20 protein-coding genes and 1 pseudogene are annotated in these 18,835 nt (G+C 67.1%); 15 read left to right on the top strand and 6 right to left on the bottom strand.

Features of this window, described 5'->3' with window-relative positions; translation table 11 throughout:
- Nucleotides 1-4 precede the first annotated feature (4 nt).
- The 3 genes from DQ384_RS37655 to DQ384_RS37645 form a co-directional block, all read right to left on the bottom strand.
- Nucleotides 5-418: a YciI family protein gene (locus DQ384_RS37655; protein WP_245967067.1), complete on the bottom strand. Its 414-nt coding sequence runs from the start codon at nucleotides 416-418 to the stop codon at nucleotides 5-7.
- A gap of 238 nt (nucleotides 419-656) precedes the next feature.
- Nucleotides 657-1,316, bottom strand: a complete 660-nt coding sequence (locus DQ384_RS37650) for a response regulator (RefSeq protein ID WP_245967066.1) — start codon at nucleotides 1,314-1,316, stop codon at nucleotides 657-659.
- Between the two features lie 107 nt (nucleotides 1,317-1,423).
- Entirely contained in the window at nucleotides 1,424-2,671 is a 1,248-nt protein-coding gene (locus tag DQ384_RS37645; RefSeq protein ID WP_220183359.1) for a sensor histidine kinase, read from the bottom strand.
- Between the two features lie 196 nt (nucleotides 2,672-2,867).
- On the opposite strand from DQ384_RS37645, the pseudogene DQ384_RS37640 reads away from it, so the two are divergent.
- Together DQ384_RS37640 and DQ384_RS37635 are read left to right on the top strand one after the other, a co-directional pair.
- Nucleotides 2,868-2,987, top strand: a pseudogene (locus DQ384_RS37640) (ABC transporter ATP-binding protein); the annotation flags it as partial.
- Between the two features lie 311 nt (nucleotides 2,988-3,298).
- Nucleotides 3,299-3,958, top strand: a complete 660-nt coding sequence (locus DQ384_RS37635) for an HAD family hydrolase (protein WP_114033662.1) — start codon at nucleotides 3,299-3,301, stop codon at nucleotides 3,956-3,958.
- On the opposite strand, the gene DQ384_RS37630 is transcribed toward DQ384_RS37635, so the two are convergent.
- Nucleotides 3,939-5,216: an NsdA family TPR-like regulatory protein gene (locus DQ384_RS37630; protein ID WP_114033661.1), complete on the bottom strand. Its 1,278-nt coding sequence runs from the start codon at nucleotides 5,214-5,216 to the stop codon at nucleotides 3,939-3,941. The genes DQ384_RS37635 and DQ384_RS37630 overlap by 20 nt on opposite strands.
- Before the next feature lie 305 nt (nucleotides 5,217-5,521).
- On the opposite strand from DQ384_RS37630, the gene DQ384_RS37625 reads away from it, so the two are divergent.
- The 5 genes from DQ384_RS37625 (at nucleotide 5,522) to DQ384_RS37605 (ending at nucleotide 10,243) form a co-directional block, all read left to right on the top strand.
- On the top strand, nucleotides 5,522-6,067 hold the full coding sequence (locus tag DQ384_RS37625; protein WP_114033660.1) for an ATP-binding protein: 546 nt from the start codon (nucleotides 5,522-5,524) through the stop codon (nucleotides 6,065-6,067).
- A gap of 1,023 nt (nucleotides 6,068-7,090) precedes the next feature.
- Complete coding sequence (locus tag DQ384_RS37620) at nucleotides 7,091-7,915, top strand: endonuclease/exonuclease/phosphatase family protein (RefSeq protein ID WP_114033659.1); 825 nt, start codon at nucleotides 7,091-7,093, stop codon at nucleotides 7,913-7,915.
- Nucleotides 7,916-8,017: 102 nt separating this feature from the next.
- On the top strand, nucleotides 8,018-9,016 hold the full coding sequence (gene hemC / locus DQ384_RS37615; protein ID WP_114033658.1) for a hydroxymethylbilane synthase: 999 nt from the start codon (nucleotides 8,018-8,020) through the stop codon (nucleotides 9,014-9,016).
- Between the two features lie 35 nt (nucleotides 9,017-9,051).
- A complete protein-coding gene (locus DQ384_RS37610; protein ID WP_181871638.1) occupies nucleotides 9,052-9,432 on the top strand; it encodes an NUDIX domain-containing protein in 381 nt (126 codons plus the stop codon).
- Between the two features lie 376 nt (nucleotides 9,433-9,808).
- Entirely contained in the window at nucleotides 9,809-10,243 is a 435-nt protein-coding gene (locus DQ384_RS37605) for a hypothetical protein (RefSeq protein ID WP_147269051.1), read from the top strand.
- Between the two features lie 255 nt (nucleotides 10,244-10,498).
- On the opposite strand, the gene DQ384_RS37600 is transcribed toward DQ384_RS37605, so the two are convergent.
- On the bottom strand, nucleotides 10,499-10,909 hold the full coding sequence (locus tag DQ384_RS37600; RefSeq protein WP_114033655.1) for a hypothetical protein: 411 nt from the start codon (nucleotides 10,907-10,909) through the stop codon (nucleotides 10,499-10,501).
- 352 nt (nucleotides 10,910-11,261) lie between these two features.
- Between DQ384_RS37600 and DQ384_RS37595 the strand changes: the two genes are divergently transcribed.
- The 7 genes from DQ384_RS37595 to DQ384_RS37570 all read left to right on the top strand — a co-directional run bounded on the left by DQ384_RS37595 (nucleotide 11,262) and on the right by DQ384_RS37570 (nucleotide 16,395).
- Nucleotides 11,262-11,648 carry a plasmid replication, integration and excision activator gene (locus DQ384_RS37595; RefSeq protein ID WP_342769492.1) on the top strand — a complete coding sequence of 129 codons (387 nt, stop codon included), beginning with the start codon at nucleotides 11,262-11,264 and terminating at the stop codon, nucleotides 11,646-11,648.
- A gap of 216 nt (nucleotides 11,649-11,864) precedes the next feature.
- Nucleotides 11,865-13,289 (top strand): FtsK/SpoIIIE domain-containing protein, encoded by a 1,425-nt coding sequence (locus DQ384_RS37590; RefSeq protein WP_114033653.1) that lies wholly within the window; start codon nucleotides 11,865-11,867, stop codon nucleotides 13,287-13,289.
- Nucleotides 13,286-13,492 carry a YheV family putative zinc ribbon protein gene (locus tag DQ384_RS37585; RefSeq protein ID WP_114033652.1) on the top strand — a complete coding sequence of 69 codons (207 nt, stop codon included), beginning with the start codon at nucleotides 13,286-13,288 and terminating at the stop codon, nucleotides 13,490-13,492. The genes DQ384_RS37590 and DQ384_RS37585 overlap by 4 nt, the downstream gene beginning before the upstream one ends.
- Entirely contained in the window at nucleotides 13,485-13,634 is a 150-nt protein-coding gene (locus DQ384_RS41860; protein ID WP_181871637.1) for a hypothetical protein, read from the top strand. Before DQ384_RS37585 ends, DQ384_RS41860 begins: the two co-directional genes overlap by 8 nt.
- A 144-nt stretch (nucleotides 13,635-13,778) precedes the next feature.
- Nucleotides 13,779-15,446, top strand: coding sequence for a replication initiator (locus DQ384_RS37580; protein WP_114033651.1), 1,668 nt, complete (start codon nucleotides 13,779-13,781; stop codon nucleotides 15,444-15,446).
- Between the two features lie 52 nt (nucleotides 15,447-15,498).
- The gene (locus DQ384_RS37575; protein WP_114033650.1) at nucleotides 15,499-15,885 is read left to right on the top strand and encodes a hypothetical protein; all 387 of its coding nucleotides are present in this window, start codon (nucleotides 15,499-15,501) and stop codon (nucleotides 15,883-15,885) included.
- A 141-nt stretch (nucleotides 15,886-16,026) separates the two neighbouring features.
- Entirely contained in the window at nucleotides 16,027-16,395 is a 369-nt protein-coding gene (locus DQ384_RS37570; protein WP_147269050.1) for a hypothetical protein, read from the top strand.
- Between the two features lie 841 nt (nucleotides 16,396-17,236).
- Here DQ384_RS37570 and DQ384_RS37560 read toward each other — a convergent pair.
- A complete protein-coding gene (locus DQ384_RS37560; RefSeq protein WP_114033647.1) occupies nucleotides 17,237-18,649 on the bottom strand; it encodes a recombinase family protein in 1,413 nt (470 codons plus the stop codon).
- Here DQ384_RS37560 and DQ384_RS43440 point away from each other — a divergent pair.
- A partial coding sequence (locus DQ384_RS43440; RefSeq protein ID WP_245967058.1) for a hypothetical protein occupies nucleotides 18,648-18,835 on the top strand: 188 nt, incomplete at its 3' end. The genes DQ384_RS37560 and DQ384_RS43440 overlap by 2 nt on opposite strands.

The raw sequence follows: 18,835 nt of genomic DNA, 5'->3' as shown, positions 1-18,835 counted from the left end.
ACGCCTACGCCTCGAGGTCGCCCATGCCGTCGGCGACCGGCCGGACGTCCACGTACCACTCGCGGTCCAGCTCCGCGTCCTTCGGATGCGGCGTCCTTGCCAGCCTCGCGGCGATCTCGGTCGCCCGGTCGAAGCTCTCGCAGTCGACCAGCGTGTAGCCCGCGAGGACCTCCTGGGTCTCGGGGTAGGGCCCGTCGGTCACGACCGGCACGCCTTCCCGCAGACGGATCCTGCGGGCGTGGACGGGCGCGGTCAGCCCCTGCGCGTCGACGAACTCGCCGGACTCGACCAGGTCCTGGTTCCACTTCACCATGAAGGCGTGCAGCTCGGCGGCGTCCTCCGGGGACCAGGCCGGTCGGCCGGCGTCCTTCCCGGACAGCATGTCGAAGTCCCGCTGCGCGCCGTACAACATGATCATGTACTTCACGTTCGCTCCTCTCCACCGGCACCCCCGCGGTGCCGCTCGCCCGGGACGTCGAGGCCGCGCGCCGATCTCGGACATCCCCGGCCGCCCGAGCCGGGAAAATCTTCACCGCCGTCCGTACGCCGGGTGACGCCGCCTGTACGCCGAGGTCAGGCGCCGCCCGGTCGCCGGGTACCCGTGAGGGTACGGCGGGCGGCGTCCTCGTGGCGAGCGCGGCCCGGGCGGAGCCGGCTCAGGGGCGGGGCGGGGCCGTGACCAGGCCGCTGTCGTACGCTACGACGACGAGCTGGGCGCGGTCGCGGGCGTTCAGCTTGGCCAGCAGCCGCCCGACGTGGCTCTTCACCGTGGCCGGGCTGAGGTGCAAACGCTCGGCGATCTCCCCGTTGGACAGCCCGCGCGCGATGTGGACGAGCACCTCGCGCTCGCGCTCGGTGACGCCGTCCAGCTCGCGCGGCAGCGTCCGGTCCGGCTCGGGACGGCGCGTGAACTCGGCGATCAGCCGCCGGGTCACGGTCGGCGCCAGCAGCGCCTCGCCGGACGCGACGACGCCGATGGCGGCCAGCAGGTCGGCTGGACGGGTGTCCTTGAGCAGGAAGCCGGCCGCCCCGGCCCGAAGCGCCGCGTAGACGTAGGCGTCCAGGTCGAAGGTGGTGAGGATCAGCACTCGCACCCCGGCCGTCTGTGGCGAGCCGCAGATGCGGCGGGTAGCCTCGATGCCGTCCATCTCGGGCATCCGCACGTCCATGAGCACGACGTCCGGCCGCTCGCGGCGGGCCACCTCGACGGCCTCCGCGCCCGTCCCCGCCTCGCCGACCACCGTCAGCCCCGGGGCGGTGTCGATCAGGAGGCGGAAGCTGCCGCGCAGCAGGGCCTGGTCGTCGGCGACCACCACGCGGACCGGGCGCCCCGTGCCCGGGTCCCGCCCCGTCGCGCCGGCGTCCGTCCCGTCTCCGGTCCGCCCTGTCCCGCCGAGGCCGGCCTCGTCTCCGGCGCGCCCGCTCACAGGGCCCGTCCCCCAGACTCGTACGGCAGGCGGGCGGACACGGCGAAGCCGCCCTCCGGACGCGGCCCGGCGGCGAACTCCCCGCCGTACATCGCCACCCGCTCGCGCATCCCGGCCAGGCCGTGGCCGGGCGCCGACTCGGCCGCGGCGGGCAGCACGCGCGCGCCCGGCCCGTCGTCGGTCACCTCGATGCGCACCGCGCCGCGCGAGCCGCGGACGACGACGCGGCACCGCGCCGGGGCGGCGTGCCGGACCACGTTGGTCAGCGCCTCCTGGACGATCCGGTACGCCGACAGCTCCAGGCCCTCCGGCAGCCCCTCCACGTCCCGGACGTCGAGCTCGACGCGCACCCCGGCCACCGCCGCCCCCTCGGCCAGCTCCGGCAGCCGCGCCAGGCCGGGCGCGGGGTGCAGGTCGTCCCGGTCCGGCTCCGCGACGGTCTCGGCGCGCAGGACGCCCAGCATGTGGCGCATCTCGGTGAGGGCGCCGCGGCTCACGGACTCGATCTCGCGCAGCGCCGCGCGGGCCTCCTGGGGGTGCTGGTCGGCGACGTGATCGGCGATGCCCGCCTTCACCGTGATCAAGGTCATGCTGTGGGCGACCACGTCGTGCAGCTCGCGGGCGATGCGCAGCCGCTCATCGGTGACCGCCCGCCGCGCGGCGTCCTCGGCGGTCCGCGCGACGTAGGTGCGGCGCTCGCGCACGGCCCGGCCGATGGTCCATGAGCCGCCCATGAGGGTCGCGCCGAACAGCAGCACCGGGTACGGGAAGCCGCGCACGAAGCCCGCCGCGGGTCCCGCCATGGCCGACCCGATGATCACCACCGCGCTGACCAGGCCGATCGTCCGCGTGGACACCCAGCGGACCCCCGGCACCGTGAGCGCGACGGTGTACAGGGCGAAGGCCGCGCCGGCGAACGGATCGCGCACCGCGTCCAGCAGGGCCGACACCACGCCCAGGACGAGCACCACGCCGAAGACCGGCACCGGCCACAGGCGCCGGACGGCCAGAGGCAGCCCCATGCCGGCGAGCAGCAGCCCCCACGCCACGGCCGTCCCCGCGTCGCCGTCCGGCACCCGCTCGAAAGTCGAGACGGAGAACAGCGCGACGTATCCCGCGGCGAAGAGCCCGTCCAGGACGACCGGCCGATGCCGGCGGCCGAGGGGGAACGGCGGGCGACGCCTGACGGCGCCCGTGATCGGCCACCGCCACGGGCTCCGCGGCCGGTCGTACGCATCGTGCACCCGACGACGGTACCCGCGCGGGACCACCCCGCGCCTCATCCCCGGGAACGTCGTCCTCCGGGCCCATATCCCTGGGAACGTCATCCTCGGGGCTCATTCGCCGCCCATATCCCGCCGCCGTCCGCCCTGGGCGGTACGCGGGGAACGGGGCCGAGGTCCGATGCGGACCCGGAGGCGCGTGCGGCACCGTTGCGGCGTGATCGAAGTCAGAGAGCTGACCAAACGCTACGGCGGCGCCCTCGCCGTCGACCGGCTGTCGTTCGAGGTCGGGCCCGGACGGGTGACCGGGTTCCTCGGACCCAACGGCGCGGGAAAGCCGAACAACGGATTGTGACAGTTATGTGATACCTCTGCCTGTGGTGTTCCCCCAGCATGGGGCCGCGTGGCCGTCCCGTTCGCCGTCATCCCACCCGTGGGGAAGCGGGCCAGGGGGCAGGGGTACAGGTGGAGCACCCCACTGGATGAACGACCTGTACCCCTGCCCCCTGGTCTGCTTGGCTGGCCTGGGATGACGGCGGGCGGGACGGCCTTCCACACCAGCCGCCTACGGTCCTGGCCAGCGTTCGGCCGCTCCCGGGGCCGGAGTCCCCCGCCGGAGGCGCTTTAGTAAGCCGTAAACTGCTGAGCATGATTCGAGCCGTGGTCTTTGATGTCGGTGAGTGCCTGGTCAACGAGACCCGAGAGTATGGCACGTGGGCTGATTGGCTGGGCGTTCCTCGACACACCTTCTCTGCCGTATTCGGTGCGATCATTGCCCAGGGCTTGGACTACCGCGAGACATTCCAGGTTTTTCGCCCCGGCTTCGATCTCACTCAAGAACGAGAGAAGCGGGTCCAGCTTGGGCAGGGCGAATGGTTCGGAGAAGAAGACCTCTATTCAGACGTACGTCCGACCTTAAAGACCCTGCGCGCGAACGGGCAATGGGTTGGCATAGCTGGCAATCAAACCGTCAGAGCTGGCACCATTCTCCGGGACTTAGACCTGCCCGCAGATATGATTGCCACCTCTGACGATTGGGGTGTATCTAAACCGGATACCCACTTCTTCCAATGCGTAGTGGACGCAGCTTCATGTGACCCGAGTGAAATCTTGTATGTCGGTGACCGGCTTGACAACGACATTAGACCGGCGGCAGAGATGGGGCTACGTACAGCGCTAATTCGCAGAGGTCCATGGGGCGTCATTCAGCGGAATGACCCCGAAGCGGAACGGATCCCTACTATGCGGATAGATTCACTGGGTGAGCTTCCTGATCGAATCCGTACGTTCAACGCTGCAATGCTGTAAGCGTCGTCTTCCACTCGTATAGCCGGTCGTCCAGACGCTGCACGTAATCCTGTTCGGCCCACGCCTGCAAACCGCGTCGCACGTCGCGTATGCGGTCCATACCGGTTGCGTACCATGTCACGGCTAGCTGGTCTAGCGCCTGTTCTAGACGAGCGCATGCATCTTTGGGCTTGTTCTCGGCGGCGTCTACTGCCGCTAGGTCGCCAAGAACGACGACGCGCTGTTTTCCGTCGCTCTGTGATAGAGCGTCAAGGACGCCGAGAAGTGTTTCGCGTGCTTGAGGAAGGTGACCCGCCTTTAGTTCCACATTGCCTTTGAAAGAGGCAAGCCGAGCAGGCGAGAACCAATTGAACCAGTCAGGCGATGTGTGCGGGCTCCCTGCTGAAAGAACCTCCTCGGCGTGGTGGATGAGCCGCAGCGCTTCTCTGATGTGACCGCAACGAGTTTCACACTCGGCCTCCACCGCGTCGAGCCAAGCAAGGAATTCCGCCGATGTCTGGGAACGGCGAGCGTAGGCACGCGCCGCTCTTATGCGTTCGGCAGACTCTTCGCTCTGCCCTGCCCAACCTGGCACAAATGCCGCGTGTGCCAGAATGGCTGATCCTAGTAGTGGATCCTCTGCTTCTCCTGCCGCTTGGAGAGCGCGAATAAGCGTGGCGGCGGAGTCTTGAGGCTGGCGAAGGTCGAAGAATTCGATGCGACCAGCGAGTAAAAATGACTCAGCGAGAGCCGTGGCCAGAAGTCGCCGCGTAGGGGTGGCAGTCTCCGCCAGCAGCTGAGTGCCTAGGCGAGCGTGTTCTACAACGGCGGGATGCATTTGTGCTGGCTGAACCGTCCAGTACAGACGGCGATATGCGGCAGTAATCGCGGCATAATCGGCCCCGACTGTTGCCGGTTGCATTGTGCTTGAAGCCTTTGGGAGAGGAAGCGCGGCGCCCGGGGTCGGAGATGCTTGCGGGCGTGGAGCCGTGGCGGATGCTGGAGAGACACCGGTCGCGTGATCACCCCAGGGCGGGGTGAATCCAAGTTCCTCGAACGGGACTTGCAGCACGTGCACGAGCAGACGCTGATGGTGGGCCTGTGGCCATGGCGGCGTTGATGATTCCCAGCGTCGCACTTGTCGGACACTCACCTCCATCGGTCCTAGCCCTATCTCAGGGGCAGCCTGGGTGAGCGCATCGGCTAGGGCTTGTTGCGAGGCATAGCCGGCGTACTGGCGCGCGCTCTTGAGCTGGACGTTTCCAGAGGGGCGGGGCATGTGGTGTTCCCTCCCGTGCGGGTCGGCTGATGGAGCACTAAAGAACCTCTCTTAGGACTAAGTGGACAAATCGCACCATGCTTAGTCCTCTTGGAGGCCCATTGACGTCCCTTTAACGGCCTTGTAGCGGCCCTAAGTCTAGTCCAGCCTTAGGACACCGCACAACGTAGTCACGGAGCCACAGGGGCGGGCCGGTGCGGAACATCGCCCTCTCGCTCAACGTATAACCGCTGAAATAGCGGAACCCGTAGGCGTCCGTCACAACGCCGTACGGGTTCCTCGACCGCACAGTGGAGGTGCGATCTATGGGTGATCCTAGGACATTGGAGGTACGCCGCAAGTCGGTCATTGCGGGACGACTGTTAGGAGTCGTACAACTGCCTGCAAATCCGGAGAGCGTTGCTTTGGCGCGCGGCTTCGTGCGGCGGATGCTCGGGGCCGGTCATCCGGTCGTAGATGAAGTGACGCTGTTGGTGTCGGAGCTGTTCACGAATTCGGTCGTGCATTCGGATTCACGGCACGGCGGTAGCGTCATAGTCGCGGTCGCTGACTGCTTCCAGTGCATCCACGTAGATGTAATGGACGCCGGTGGGAAGTCGTTCCCGAATGTAAAGCGGGAACCCATGGCCGAAGGTGGGCGCGGGCTTTCGCTCGTTGACGATCTGTCTATTCGGTGGGGCATCGCCAACGACGCTGACGGGCGGACGGTTTGGTTTGAGGTCGGTTACAAGTGGGGCGCTCTTGCAGACGACGGCAGTGCGGTTAAGGAGACGGCGAGACTGGCCGCTCGTGTGGTGGCGACCAGTCTGGCGCTAGAAGAGTCGTCGCATTCTCTCAAGCCTGACGGTTAGGTGCGCCGGTCAGGCGGGTTCTAAATCATGGGGACGAATAGCCGGAAGATGAGCTGTAGTCCTTGGCGGGAAAACGGGCATGGCTAGTAATACCCCTTTCATGGGTCAAGATGTCGATGGCGTCATGCTCTGCGCCCCGCCAAGGGGCTCTCGGAGGTTCAAATCCTCCCGTCCCTACGCAGTCTTTAGCCTGCCTGCTATCGCGGCTCGCGGATATTTCATTCCTATCCGAGGACCGCTAGGTATCGGGGATCTCGGGGGTTGTGATGCCGAACGCGTGCGGTCTCGTCTGGGGTCGCCGGGAATGGGAGCCGCCTATCAGCGTGTAGCGAATGACATGGTCAATGATGTGTTCACCTTGGTAGTCCCCGGTTCTCCGTTGCCGGGGGCTATCCATTCCCATCCAGGAAGGGGCAGGAATGGCTAAGAATGAGGAGAAAAAGCCGAAGCCTGAGCCTAAGCCCTTGCAACCACATGAGTGCCCCGGCTTCGCCGACCGAAAGCACAGAATGAAGCACGTGACGTCGGAGCTGATGAAGTGCGAGAAATGCCCTCAGCAGTGGTACGTCTGACGTACTTGCCATACTCACCTTTTGAAAGGTGGATTTCTAATGGGCAAGTCCCGGAAGAAGGGTAGCGGCGGGCAAACGTCGTCGCTGGTAAAGCGTGACGACAAAGGGCGTGCGTGGTGCCGCAAGACGGGTAAGAGGGTTCTTTTCTCTGAGGAACAGGGCCGGGCGGCATTGACCAGGATCCGAGAGAACCCGGATCCCGTCTTACAGCAGCTTGGATATCTTCCCTTCCGGACCTATCGCTGTCGTCATTGCGATTTCTGGCACCTTGCGGGGACTGGGGCCTCTCGCGGGGATGGTCGGCGTAGGCGTCGGGGTGCGATGGCCTGGGTCTGAACGAAGTCTATGAGCCGGGCGGCGGCGCGGTGACTACTTCTTACCCGCGCCGTCTCCCTTTTAGCGCAGGGTGATGAATTCCGACCATTAATAGCTGTAGCGGAAGGATCTGTCTATGCTTTTGCGGATCATGTCGCAGAATGTTCAGCTCGGCGCACACCGGGACGGCCGATGGGTGCGCCTGGCTCAGATCATCCGGGAGCACGATCCCTCTATTTTGCTGCTTCAGGAGTGTATGGGGTGGCTGGACAACGACATGAGACAGGTGATCGCCGCTGAGAAGGATCTGGGGATGCGGGTATGGGTGGGTTTTTCGCGTACCAAGAGCCATACCGTTGTCGCGCATGCTCCTGAGCTGCCGGTGGCGGGTTTCGAGAGCAACCCCTACACCTTGATGCAGGGCTATAGTGCGGCGCGCTTCGCTCTCCCTGGCTTGCCGGTGCCGTTGGTGGTGATCAGTGCTCACCTGACTGCCTATTCGGTGGAGGGCGCAGCCGAAGAGGCACAACTTTTGGCCGCGCGGGCCTACCGGTACGACGGTCTGGGGGTGCTGGGCGGGGATCTGAACTGCTGCCCGGTGGGGGATCCCGAACCTGAGTGGGAGGGGGTGCCGCCCTACAACCGGATGAACCGGTGTCTTCCGCGATCGTCTCCGGATGAGCCGTGGCGGGCGAATACGATCGTCGGCGGCAAGCTGGCGGCGGGTGGGATGATCGACGTAGCGGCGTATCTGGCTGATCGACGGGGCGATGTGTCGCTGAGGGCCGCTACCGGACTGGGCGGGGTCCGGGTTGATCAGTTCCACGTGACCCCGGCTCTTAAGGCGGCCATCGTGGATTACCGGCGTGTGGATGTCGGTGAGGCTAGCGATCATTGGGGTGTGGTCATGGACCTGGACACCGACCGCATTGACCTATCGCTGGTGAGTACCTACATCTGATCTCGTTCACCGGGCGGCGGTGACTGCTGCGGCCCCCGCAGTGTCGCCCTGTCCATGTCCGCGCGTCGATGGTGACGCCTGATCCCGAAAAGAGTGTCTTCGATGGCTGATGCCCTGGGTGCCGTGCTGGCTGAGCGGTTCGCCGGTTCGTCGCTGCGGCTGGGTACGCGTACCTCTCCGATGGCCATGCATCAGGCCGAACGTGTGTCGGCTCTGATCACCGAGCGGGCTCCACAGGTCAAGGTGGAGCTGGTCCCGATCAAGACCAGTGCCGATCTGTGGCCTGGTGACCTGGCAGAGCTGGGCGGCAAAGGGACGTTCACCAAGGAGATCGATCGTGCGCTGATGGGCGCGCGGGTGGACGTCGCCGTGCATTGCATGAAGGACGTTCCGGGGGATGTGCCGTTGCCTGCGGGGACGGCGTTCGGTGCCTACCTGCCCCGGGATGACGTGCATGATGTGGTCGTCACCCGCGACGGTCGCACGCTGGCTGATCTGCCTGCCGGGGCGCTGGTGGGGACCTCCAGTGTTCGGCGCCGGGCACAGCTTGGGCTGTATCGGCCTGAGCTTCGCACCGAGCGTATCCGGGGCGCGGTCGGTTCCCGCGTCGCCAAGCTGGACGCCGATACGCGGTATGACGCGTTGATTCTGGCGCGTGCCGGGCTGGCGCGTCTGGACCTGCTGGACCGGGTGGCTGAGGTGCTGCCGGTGGAGTTTCTTCCCGCTGGTGGGGGGCGGGTGGCGATGGTGCCCGCGGTGGGGTCGGGGATCATCGGCATTCAAGCGCGTACGGCCGATGTGCCGGTGATGCAACTGCTGGACGAGCTGAACCACGAGGAGACCGCCCGGGACATCCTTGCCGAGCGGACGATGTTGCACATGCTTCGCGGGCACTGCAACAGCCCGATAGCCGGGTACGCCAGCACGACCCCGGACGGGCAGTTGAGCCTGTTCGGCATGGTGTTCAACCGGGACGGGTCGCAATGGGTGCGCTCGCACCTGTGGGGCGACCCCAAAGATCCCGCGACGCTCGGGTCCCGCGTGGCCTCGGATCTGCTTCATCAGGGGGCGCGCCACCTGATCACCGCCACGCGCAAGTGAGCACGGCGGTAGCCCTTCCTACGGCGGCGTACCTGATGGCCAGTGACGATGTGGGCCGCTGGCTGCTGGTCCGTCATCGTGGCCGGTGGCAGCTACCGGGGGGCCTGGTCCAGCGTGGGGAGTCTCCGCTGGCTGCGGCCGAACGGGAGACCAGTGAAGAGACGGGGCTGTCTTTGCGGGCGGTCGAGCTGGTGATCGTGGCTTGGGTGGCGCGTCGTGGTCATCCGGGCCGCCTGGTGTTCGTCTTCTCGGCTCATCTGCACACAACGGCGGTGCGTCTTCAGGCGAGCGAACTGGAGGCATGGCGGCTGAGTCGTCCGGAAGAGGCGTTGCGTCTTCTTCATCCGCTGATCGCTGAAAGGCTGAAGGCCGCAAGGTCTGGGAGACGGTTCGTAGCGCAGGTTCCCGTGCGGTAGTGCCGTGGATGGACAGTGCGTACGGGCTGGTGTGCCCCGGTGATTGGTACGGGAGCGGTGGGGCCGGCGGAATGGCCGTAGGCCACCCGTAGGGCGACCGTGAGGGAGTTCGGCCGGCGCCACTGCGGGGGAGAGTGAGGCGGGTCCGGCTGCTGGTTCTTTCGGCAGTCGGACCTTTTGCGTATCGTCGTGCGTTCTCGGTTTGTAGGTTCGGGGGCTGGCAGAGAGGGGTGTGCGTCTGGTGGGTGGGCCTGCGTTAGGTGGCGTCGTCGGGGGCGGTCTGATGGGGGTGACGCCTTCGTGCGGTGCGTATGCGTGTGAGTGGCCGCTTCCTGTGGAGGAGCCTGGTCGGGGTTTCCCTCCGGGGGTCGTCGTGATGGTGGCCTTCCTGGTGTGCGTGGCGGTGGTGACGCTGGCCGTCACGATCTACAACATTCAGACGGGTACGCCGATGACGAGGCGGGAGGGTGGGCTCTACACCCCGAGGGGGGTGCCGCGAAGCTGGCTGATGGGGGTTGACCGGGGCGACGGCACGCATGAGGTGAAGCCTCTGACGGGCACGTGGTATCAGGCGCGTGTCTGGGCGGAACGTGAGTCGCGTCGGATGGGGACGGTGCGGGCCTGGGTGCGTAGTGAACCGGACAAGAAGCACCGCTACAGGGTGTGGGACTGGCGTAACGGGGTGCTGGACGCGCGTCGTCGTTCCTACGCCTGGGAGCTTCTGGACCATCAGCTCACCGCTAAGGAGCGGGCGCGTCTGGATGCGGAGGCGCAACGGCTGTCCGAGGGGCGCGGGGACGCGGGTGAGTGAGCGCTGAGGGCTGGTGGCATGTAGGAGATCGGGGCGTGTGGGCTGCGGCCCGGAGCTGCCGCCGCCGGGACCGGCCGAAGGCCGCATGCCCGGTGTGCGGCAGAGCGGCGGGCCGCGCGGCGCGCTTGCGCGCCGCCTTGATCTTTATAAGCTCAATTCGGCAATGTATATAGGTCGCGTTCGTCGTTAGGGCAATCGTTGCCCAGGCGGCGGACCGCCTGGGCAACTGGCCGACCGCCTCATGGGCGGCTTAGGTCAGGGGACGATGAGGTGGAAGCCGATGTCGCGGGCGCCGGAGGCGATGCCGGTGCCGACGAATACATCGCGGCCGTCCCCGCAGGAGGCCATGTTGTCGGGGCGGACGAAGATGCTGGAGTCCCAGGGTGCGCTCTGCCACTGGACGGTGGCGACCGGGACTGTGTTGGCGGGGTTGATATCGGAGTCGAGCCGGATGCAGTACTGGCCGGTGGCGATCTTGCGGACGCCGACGACGCCCTTCGAGCGCACGACGGAGCCGTTGGCGTTGACGATGGCGGCGGCGCGGACAGCCGGGCCCGTGGCGCCGCCGAGATCGGCATGTGCCGGGGCGGCGAATGCGCCCAGCGTGGCGGCACAGGCGGTCAGGGTTACGGCGATGCTCGTGGTGGTCTTCTTGATGTGCGGCATGCTGGCTCTCTTTTCGAGCGAAGGGACCGTACGGGGGCAGGTTTCTGATCAGGCCGGGTGATGATCTCCCGGCCCGCGATGGCAGCACTGAATGTAGATCTTCGGCCACGAAACGTGGTTGCCGACACGGTAAAGATGATGTCTTCATGCTGGAATGACCCAACAAAGCCGAATTCGACAGCGAGACCGGACTGTTTACGGGCGGTCTTAACTCGGGGTTATGGGCATCTCCTGGTGAATGTGGGTTTCGGGGGGTTTTCGGGGAACCTTATGCGTGGCTTATCCGTTGGGCCGTGTGTTAGTCGGTCGGCAGAGCGGAGGGGTTGCGTTGGCCTTACAGGGTCCTATCCCTGTGGCGTATGAGGTGGTGTTCCCGTTCGGCTGTTACGTCGTCGGGGAGGTCTCGCCTGTGCTGGATTTCGAGGCGAGCACGAAGGATCGGCCGGTGCCCGCGCGGGACAAGGCCACGGGTGAGCTGATGTGGGCGGTTCCTGTGATGGACGGGGACACCAGCTTGAAGGCCAAGGCGAAAGCGGTCTCGGTTAAGATCCTTTCGGCGGTTGAGCCGCAGATTCCTGCGCCTCCCGCTGAGATGGCGGGGCTGCCGTTTATCCCGGTGGTCTTCGAGGGCTTGACGGTGACGCCGTACGTGGATCAGTCGAATAACCGGCTGGCCTACAGCTACAAGGCGCGCGGGATGCGCGCGGCGGGGGCGACTCGACCGGCTAAGGCCGGATAATCCCCGGGGCTGCCTGAGTTCTCGGCGGCCGGTATGCCGATCCTACGTTAGGCGGGTCGGGCGTGCGTGGGGCACGCATTTCTCTTGCGGGGCGTGGGGCTCCGTATTCGTGAGGCGGGCGAGGGGCCGCTGACTCCTGTCGGGTTGTCGGCGGTCCCTTTCCTGTCCCCTCGTTCCTTCGCGTTTCCTCAAGTCATCGGAGAGGGTGACTCTTTCGTGCTGCGCAAGTTGCCTGGCACAGAGGTTCAGAACGTGGTTTCCACGACGCCGGACACGGCGGTTGTGTGGCGGCCTACGGTGGTGCGCACTCCCGCGATCGTCGTCATCGTCGTGTGGGTGTGGCGGCTGCTGGTCGGCCTGGTCAAGACGATCGTCCGGCACCCGTGGGCGTGCGGCCTGGTGGCCGTGGCGGGCGGGCTGTGCTGGCTGTTCGGCTGGCGCGTGGCGGTGCTGGCCTGCTCGGTGGCCTGCTGTGGCTTGGCGGCCTGGGCGGCGCTGTGGCCTGCCTCGTTCCTGCGGGTCGTCGGCTGGCGGGTGGTGTCGTGGGGCCGGTGGATGTGGGTCTACCGGCGTCGCTGGCGCGGGGTGGTGTCGGTCTCGGGCCTGGCTGTGAACGTCGGGGGGCGCGGGTATGCGCCTGAGCTGGTCGAGGTCGCGTCGGATCGCTGGGCGGATCGGGTGACGGTCCGCATGCTCGAAGGGCAGTCCGATCAGGATTACGCGGATCGCGCGCCGAACATCGCGCATGGGTTCGGTGCGCCGTCGTGCCGGGTGTCGGTTCCGCGTCCGGGGTGGGTGGTGTTGACGCTGCCTCGGGCGGATCGGCTGGCGTCGGTGGTGGCTGCGCGTCCGGTGCCTGCGACGGCTTCTGTCGGTCCGGTGGATGTCGGGTTGTGTGAGGACGGTTCGCCGTTCGCTTTGCGGGTGCATGGGACGCATGTGCTGATCGCGGGGGCGACGGGTGCGGGTAAGGGCTCGTTCCTGTGGTCGGTGGTGCGGGGCCTGCTGCCTGCGCGGCGGGCGGGGCTGGTTGAGCTGTGGGCGCTGGACCCCAAGCGGATGGAGTTGTCTTACGGTCTGTCGCTGTTCGACCGGTACGCGGCACGTCCGGAGGACTGCGCCAAGCTGCTGGACGATGCGGTCACGGTGATGCAGGAGCGGGCGGACCGGTATGCGGGGGTGCGGCGCAATCACGTTCCCACGGCGTCTGATCCGTTCGTGCTGGTGATCGTGGATGAGGTCGCGTTCTTGACGGCCTACCAGGGTGACAAGGCGCTCAAGGTGCGGATTCAGGCTGCTCTCGCCACGCTGACGACGCAGGGCCGGGCGGTGGGGGTCGGGGTGATGGCGGCGCTGCAAGACCCGCGCAAGGACGTGCTGTCGATCCGGAACCTGTTCCCCGACCGGATCGCGCTTCGGCTGGACGAGCCGGAGCAGGTGGACATGGTTCTCGGGGATGGGGCGCGTGATCGGGGCGCGCTGGCCGATCAGATCGCGCGTGACCCTTCCGACCCTTCGGTGGGTGCGGGGGTGGCGTACGTGCGGCTGGAGAACTCCCCCGAACCGGTGCGGGTGCGGGCGGGTTACGTGTCGGACGCGGACATTCGGCAGATGGTTCTTCTCTCGATGGAGGCTGTGTGACGTCGCTCTCGGTCATCCTCTACGGCCTGGTGTGCCCGGCCTGTGAGACGGAGGACGAGCTTTGGCACGACACCGTTCGGGGCGTGGTCGAGTGCCGTGCCTGCGGGGATCGGAACGTGGTGGGTGAGGACGACCCCGGCCGTCCGGAGTCCTACGGCTTCGACCTGTACGACGGCGGCGGGTGGGATCGGGCGTATGTCTGAGCGGCTGTCGGGGCTGCGGTGCGCGCTGTGCAAGGCGGTCGGTTACCTGGTGGTCGATCACGTGCGGGGCATCGCCTCGTGTGAGTCGTGCGGGCAATCGGCGCTGGTGAGTGACGGCGAGATTGAGCGGGCGGGGGCCTGATCCCGGAGTGCGGTAGCGGTGTGGCCGGCTGGATGCCGTCAGGCACCCCGGAGGGGCGACCGTAAGGGAGTCCGGCCGGCGACACCGCGACGGAGAGCGACCCACAGGCAAGACGTAGAGACGAGCAGAGAGACCGGAGGGCGTGTGACCGACGCGGGGACGCGTGGCGTGGCGGGCAGGGTGCGGGCGTTGCTGGCTTCGGATGTGGCCGAACTGGTGGCCGAACAGAACGGGGTGTGTGTGCGGTCGATCGCCTACCGGGTGACCGACACGCAGACCGGTCAAAGCCGGGTGGTTGAGATCCCCTGCGGGGCGACGCGTGAGGACCGTTGCGGGCCGTGTGCCAAGCGGGCGCGTCAGACGCGGATGGCTCAGTGCCGGGAGGGCTGGCATCTGGAGGCCGAACCGGTGATCGACGCGGAGCCGCCGACCGATGACCAGAAGTGGCTCATCGAATGGCGCGCTGACCTGATGGCGCGTCGGGATGCGGCGGTGGCGGCGGGGGATCCGGAGGCGGCGGACTGGGCGGGCGCGCTGGAAGAGGTTGACGCGGAGATCGCCGCGTCTGGGCTGCGGGGGCCGGTGGCTGACGAGGGCGCGGCGGGTGATCGTCGGGTGCGCTCGACGCGTCGTCGTCAGGACGCGCCGGATCTGCCTCGGCGTCAGATGGCGGATACGACGCTCGGGCGGGTCTACGTCACGCCGGACGGCAAGCGGTTCCGGCCGTCGATGTTCCTCACGCTGACCCTCCCCAGCTATGGGCGGGTGCGGGACGGTGCTCCGGTCGAGCCGGATCGGTACGACTACCGGCGGGCGGCGCGGGACGCGTTGCACTTCTCCAAGCTGGTGGATCGGCTCGTGCAGAACCTTCGCAGAGTCGCGGGGTTCGATCTCCAGTACTTCGCGACGGTGGAGCCGCAAAAGCGGCTCGCGCCGCATCTGCACATGGCAATCCGCGGGACCATGAGCCGCGCGGATGTGCGGGCGGTGGTGGCGGCCACGTATCACCAGGTGTGGTGGCCGCAGGCCGATGAAGTGGTGTACGAGGGTGACCGTCTGCCGGTGTGGGTGGAGCGTCCGGAGCGTGAGGACGGCTCGGCGTGGTGGGACGGCCAGAGCGGGGATTACGTCGATCCTGCGTCGGGTGAGGTGCTGCCGACGTGGGGTGATGCGCTGGATGAGCTGGGCTCCGCTGAACAGGCAGAGCCGCTGCATGTGCTCCGCTTCGGTTCTCAGGTGGACGTGCAAGGCGTCCTAGCCGGGTCCAAGGACGCTGACCAGTGCATCCGGTACCTGGCCAAATACCTGACCAAGTCCATCGGGGGGACGGTGGCACCGGAGGAGTCCAGGCGGCGGGCGCATGCGTCCCGGCTGGTTGAAGCGCTGCGGTTTGAGCCGTGTGCGCCGACGTGCCCGAACTGGTTGCGGTATGGAGTGCAGCCCAAGGGGGCTAAGGCGGGGATGGTGCCGGGCCGGTGCCGGGGCAAGGCGCACAAGCCGGAACATCTGGGTTATGCGGGGCGGCGGGTGCTGGTGTCGCGTAAGTGGTCGGGCAAGACGCTCGGTGAGCACAGGCGGGACCGGCGGGCCTGGGTGTTGAACGTGCTCGGCATCGCGGACGACCAGCAGGCGCACGAGCCGGGCCGGTACCTGTGGGCTCCGGTGCCGGACGGGGCGGCCGGTCTTGAGTCGCGGGCGGTGCGGACGCTGCGGCAGGTCGCGGAGCGTCAGCGTTGGCGGGCGTATCTGGCGGATCTGGCGGTGCGGGCTGAGGGGCCGCCGGATGGTGTGGCGGGTGCTGCGGTCCGGTGAGGCCGTTGCGGGTGAGGCGTCCGATCCGATCTCAACATAGGGAGGTAGTCAGATGAGCAGTCCGTGGGACTTCGTTCCGGTCGCTTTGGTGTGCGGGGCGTGGGCGTTGATCCTGCACCGGCTGATGGTCCGGTGGCGTAATCGGCGGTGGGCGCAGGAGGAGGCATCGGCGGTGATGCGGTCGTCTCTGTCCGAGCGCGATCGAACGGTGCCTGCGGGCGGTGTGGGGGTGTATGTCATCGGCACCATTCGCGATGGGGGGCAGGATGTGCGGATGTCGTGGCCGGAAGTGGTGGAACTGGCCCGGCGGGAGTCGCGGGGGGGTCTGCTGGGTTGTGAGGTGTTCGTCACCAGCCGGGAGGGTGGCGTGGTCCAGACCTGGGTGTGGCGGGGCGGGGTGCGGGTGGGCCGGTTCCGGGATGTGAAGCCCTGGGAGTGATGTGCGGCGGGGAGCGGGCCGGTTGGATGACCGAAGGTCACCCCGGAGGGGCAGCCGGAGGCTAGTCCTGCCGGCGCGCGTACCGTCCGCGCGGCGGGGGTCGTTCGGTGTCAGGACAGATCACAGATGGAAGGGGTGCCGTTGATCGGCGAAGACATGCACGTGCTTCTCATGCTTGTGATGCGTCGTCATCGCGTCGATAACTGGTTTTTGCTGTGGTGCCTGCTTGGGCTGGCCGTCTGGATCGTGGGTTGGTACTGGTATCACCATCGGGAGAAGTGGCAGGCGCAGCCTAAACAGTGGTGGCAGCGAGAGTCGGGTGAGCGGTACCGGGTCGGTTATCCGGGGGGCGGTTACCAGATCGTGTGGGGTGAGTACGCGCGGGCGGTTGAGGTTGCGAAAGCGGAGTCGGCGGCCAATGAGGGCATGGAGATCACGGTCACGCGGGCGGGCGGGGGCGGGCGAACTGAGGTCTATGTAGGTGGTGAGTACGTGCGCAGCGACTACTAGGGCGGGGCGCTGCGGTGTGCTGGCAGGGTCGGTCGGGGTCGGTCGTCAGGTCCGGGAGGTGTGCGGGTGGGTTCGGTGTTGAGTCCGCTGGTGGTCGGGGTCGTGGTCGTGGCGGTGGTCGCGGTGGTGGTCATGGCGGCGACTCGTCGGGCTGACCGGCGGTGGCAGGACGCAGAGGATCGGGTGGTGCGGCGTTCGCCGGTGTCGGACCGTGATCGGGGTGTGGTGTACCGGCCTGGGGGTGAGCATCGGCGGGTGTGGGTGATCGGGACCGTGCGGGGTGGCGGGCGTGAGGTCCGGATGTCGTGGGAGGACGTTCGGGAGCTGGCTAAGGAGGAGTCGCGGGGGGTGGGTGGCAGGGAGGTGTATGTGACCAGTCGCGAGGGTGGGGTGGTGCAGACGTGGGTTTTCAGGCACGGCGGGCAAAAGCGCAAGCTCGGGGATGACGGTAACGGCTGGCGGGGGGCGTTCTAGCGGGTTGGTGGGTGCGTGGGCAGGCGAGGGACGCACGGATAGGGCAGCGCCGAAGGCACCGCTAGCCCCCTGGGTGGGTGGGCGGGCCGCCGAGAGAGGGAGGAACAGCAAGCGGCTGCTACGGGTCGTGGTCACGGGGCACGGTCGGATGGTCGAGAGGGAGGGCGGCGGGGTCGTGGGAACACGTCAGATGCCGCCGAGATTGATCTAGCCGCGTACGCTCGGGCGCTGATCGCGGAGTGGCCTCCGCTGACACAAGATCAGCTTGACCGGGTGGCGCTGGTGCTGCGTAGCGGTCGTTAGTGTGAAGCCTGGTGCGTCCCTGCCGTCTAAGCCTCGGCAGGGACGCACTTGCATGTCCCGGGGGTTATGCGGCGGTCGGCGTGATCGGCTCGATGGTGACGCGCTCGGTGATGTGCGGGCGCTTGCCTCGGCCTGTCGGCTGCAATGTGACGGTCATGATCGCCTTGATGATCTCCCGTTGTCCGGTGACCCCCAACCCTTTCCAGATCTCGCGGGCCTCCTGCTCGGTCTCGATGCCCGCGAACGGTGCCAGGGGGGAAGCCTCGGCCACTTCGGCAAGACGGCGCTCGATGTCGTCGATCTTGACTTGGGCCTTCTTGATGCCTTTGAGGTATTCCGGGCGCTCAATGATCGTTTCCGCGTAGTCCTCGGCAAGCTGGGCTTTGCGATGACGCAACGCGATCAGCTCGGCGCGCATGGCGGGAATGTCCACATCGGCATTGGCGGGTCTGATCAGATGGGCCGCGTCGCGTGCCAGCATCGCGATAGCCACCGTCTCCACGTAATCGTCAAGCGCGGCTTGGGGGCATGTGGCGTGTCCCTTCCCCGTGGCCTGGCACCGGTACACCGGACGGTTCGCGTTGCCGCCTGCGCTGTGCACGCGGGTGACCTCCCCGCACGGGCACCGGTAGGCACCGCTGCCCAACCAGCGCGGGGCCGGTCCGGGGTTGGTGCGGCGGGAGGGGTCCGACAGCTTGGCAACGATCGCCCAATAGGTGTCTTCGGAGATGATCGGCTCCCATGGCGCGCGGGCGACCACGTCAGCGGGGGTGTACTGCTTGCGTCCCTCTCCGGGCTTGTGAACCATGAGGGCGGCATTGCGGGGCCTGAGCAGAACGTCACGCACGGTCGTTGCCCGCCATGGAAGCCCGTTGGCGCTGGGCACTCCTCGTGCCCGTAGATCTACGGCGATGCTGGCCACGCTCGGGCCGCCCTTCTTCCCAAAGGTGGGCAGTAGTACCAGATCCGCCATCTTGACGATCTCGGCTGCCTCCTGCGGCCGGACGGTGATCCCGTCGGCGTCGAACCCATACGGGCGGGGACCTCCGCCGAACTGCCCTGCCTCGGCCTGGCGCAGACGTGCCCGGCTCACCCGGCGCGCGGTGTCCTTGCTGGACTTGTTGGCCACAGCGCACATGATCCGGGCCATGGTGATCCCGGCGTCGCTGGTGAGCTGGCAAGAGCCGGTAAGGCTCTCGCACGTGACGGCGAAGCGGGAAGCCTCGACAAGCTCAATCAGGTCCTCAAGGTCTCGCGGCTGTCGGGCAAGCCGGTCGAGGTCGAGAACCACAAGCACGTCAACCTGACGGGTCGCCAGTAAGTCCAGCGCGCGGCGGAACTTGGGCCGGACGGTGCGTAGTTCGGTCTGCCCGTTGGGCAGCTTGATCTTGCGGCGCTTGAACGCAGAGGTGTCGTTCTCCACCAGCACGTGAGCCTCATCCAGGCTCCATCCCCGGCGTGCCACGAACACGCGCATGTCCTTGACCTGGTCGTCTACGCCTGCGGTCTCTCCTGCGTCGGCGTCGCTGATCCTGGTGTTGAACGACTTTGAAGATGCCGATGTAGTGGGCGGAATGCGGCATCCTGTCTGCCGACAAGATCGGATGCATGTTCCGGGTGACCGGGGAGTTCGTCGGCGGCGGCACCTCGCCGACGAAGGGCA

It is taken from the genome of Sphaerisporangium album (assembly GCF_003323745.1).
GTDB classification, from domain to species: Bacteria; Actinomycetota; Actinomycetes; order Streptosporangiales; family Streptosporangiaceae; genus Sphaerisporangium; species Sphaerisporangium album.
This window is presented reverse-complemented; position numbering and strand designations above follow the sequence as displayed.

Bases quoted from the DNA above. Each gene is read 5' to 3' on its own strand.
- hemC (WP_114033658.1), top strand. From the start codon at position 8,018: ATGGCTGATGCCCTGGGTGCCGTGCTGGCTGAGCGGTTCGCCGGTTCG.
- DQ384_RS37600 (WP_114033655.1), bottom strand. From the start codon at position 10,909: ATGCCGCACATCAAGAAGACCACCACGAGCATCGCCGTAACCCTGACC.
- DQ384_RS41860 (WP_181871637.1), top strand. From the start codon at position 13,485: ATGTCTGAGCGGCTGTCGGGGCTGCGGTGCGCGCTGTGCAAGGCGGTC.
- DQ384_RS37575 (WP_114033650.1), top strand. From the start codon at position 15,499: ATGAGCAGTCCGTGGGACTTCGTTCCGGTCGCTTTGGTGTGCGGGGCG.
- DQ384_RS37605 (WP_147269051.1), top strand. From the start codon at position 9,809: ATGGTGGCCTTCCTGGTGTGCGTGGCGGTGGTGACGCTGGCCGTCACG.
- DQ384_RS37625 (WP_114033660.1), top strand. From the start codon at position 5,522: ATGGGTGATCCTAGGACATTGGAGGTACGCCGCAAGTCGGTCATTGCG.
- DQ384_RS37620 (WP_114033659.1), top strand. From the start codon at position 7,091: ATGCTTTTGCGGATCATGTCGCAGAATGTTCAGCTCGGCGCACACCGG.
- DQ384_RS37630 (WP_114033661.1), bottom strand. From the start codon at position 5,216: ATGCCCCGCCCCTCTGGAAACGTCCAGCTCAAGAGCGCGCGCCAGTAC.
- DQ384_RS37635 (WP_114033662.1), top strand. From the start codon at position 3,299: ATGATTCGAGCCGTGGTCTTTGATGTCGGTGAGTGCCTGGTCAACGAG.
- DQ384_RS37610 (WP_181871638.1), top strand. From the start codon at position 9,052: ATGGCCAGTGACGATGTGGGCCGCTGGCTGCTGGTCCGTCATCGTGGC.
- DQ384_RS37655 (WP_245967067.1), bottom strand. From the start codon at position 418: ATGATCATGTTGTACGGCGCGCAGCGGGACTTCGACATGCTGTCCGGG.
- DQ384_RS37560 (WP_114033647.1), bottom strand. From the start codon at position 18,649: ATGCGCGTGTTCGTGGCACGCCGGGGATGGAGCCTGGATGAGGCTCAC.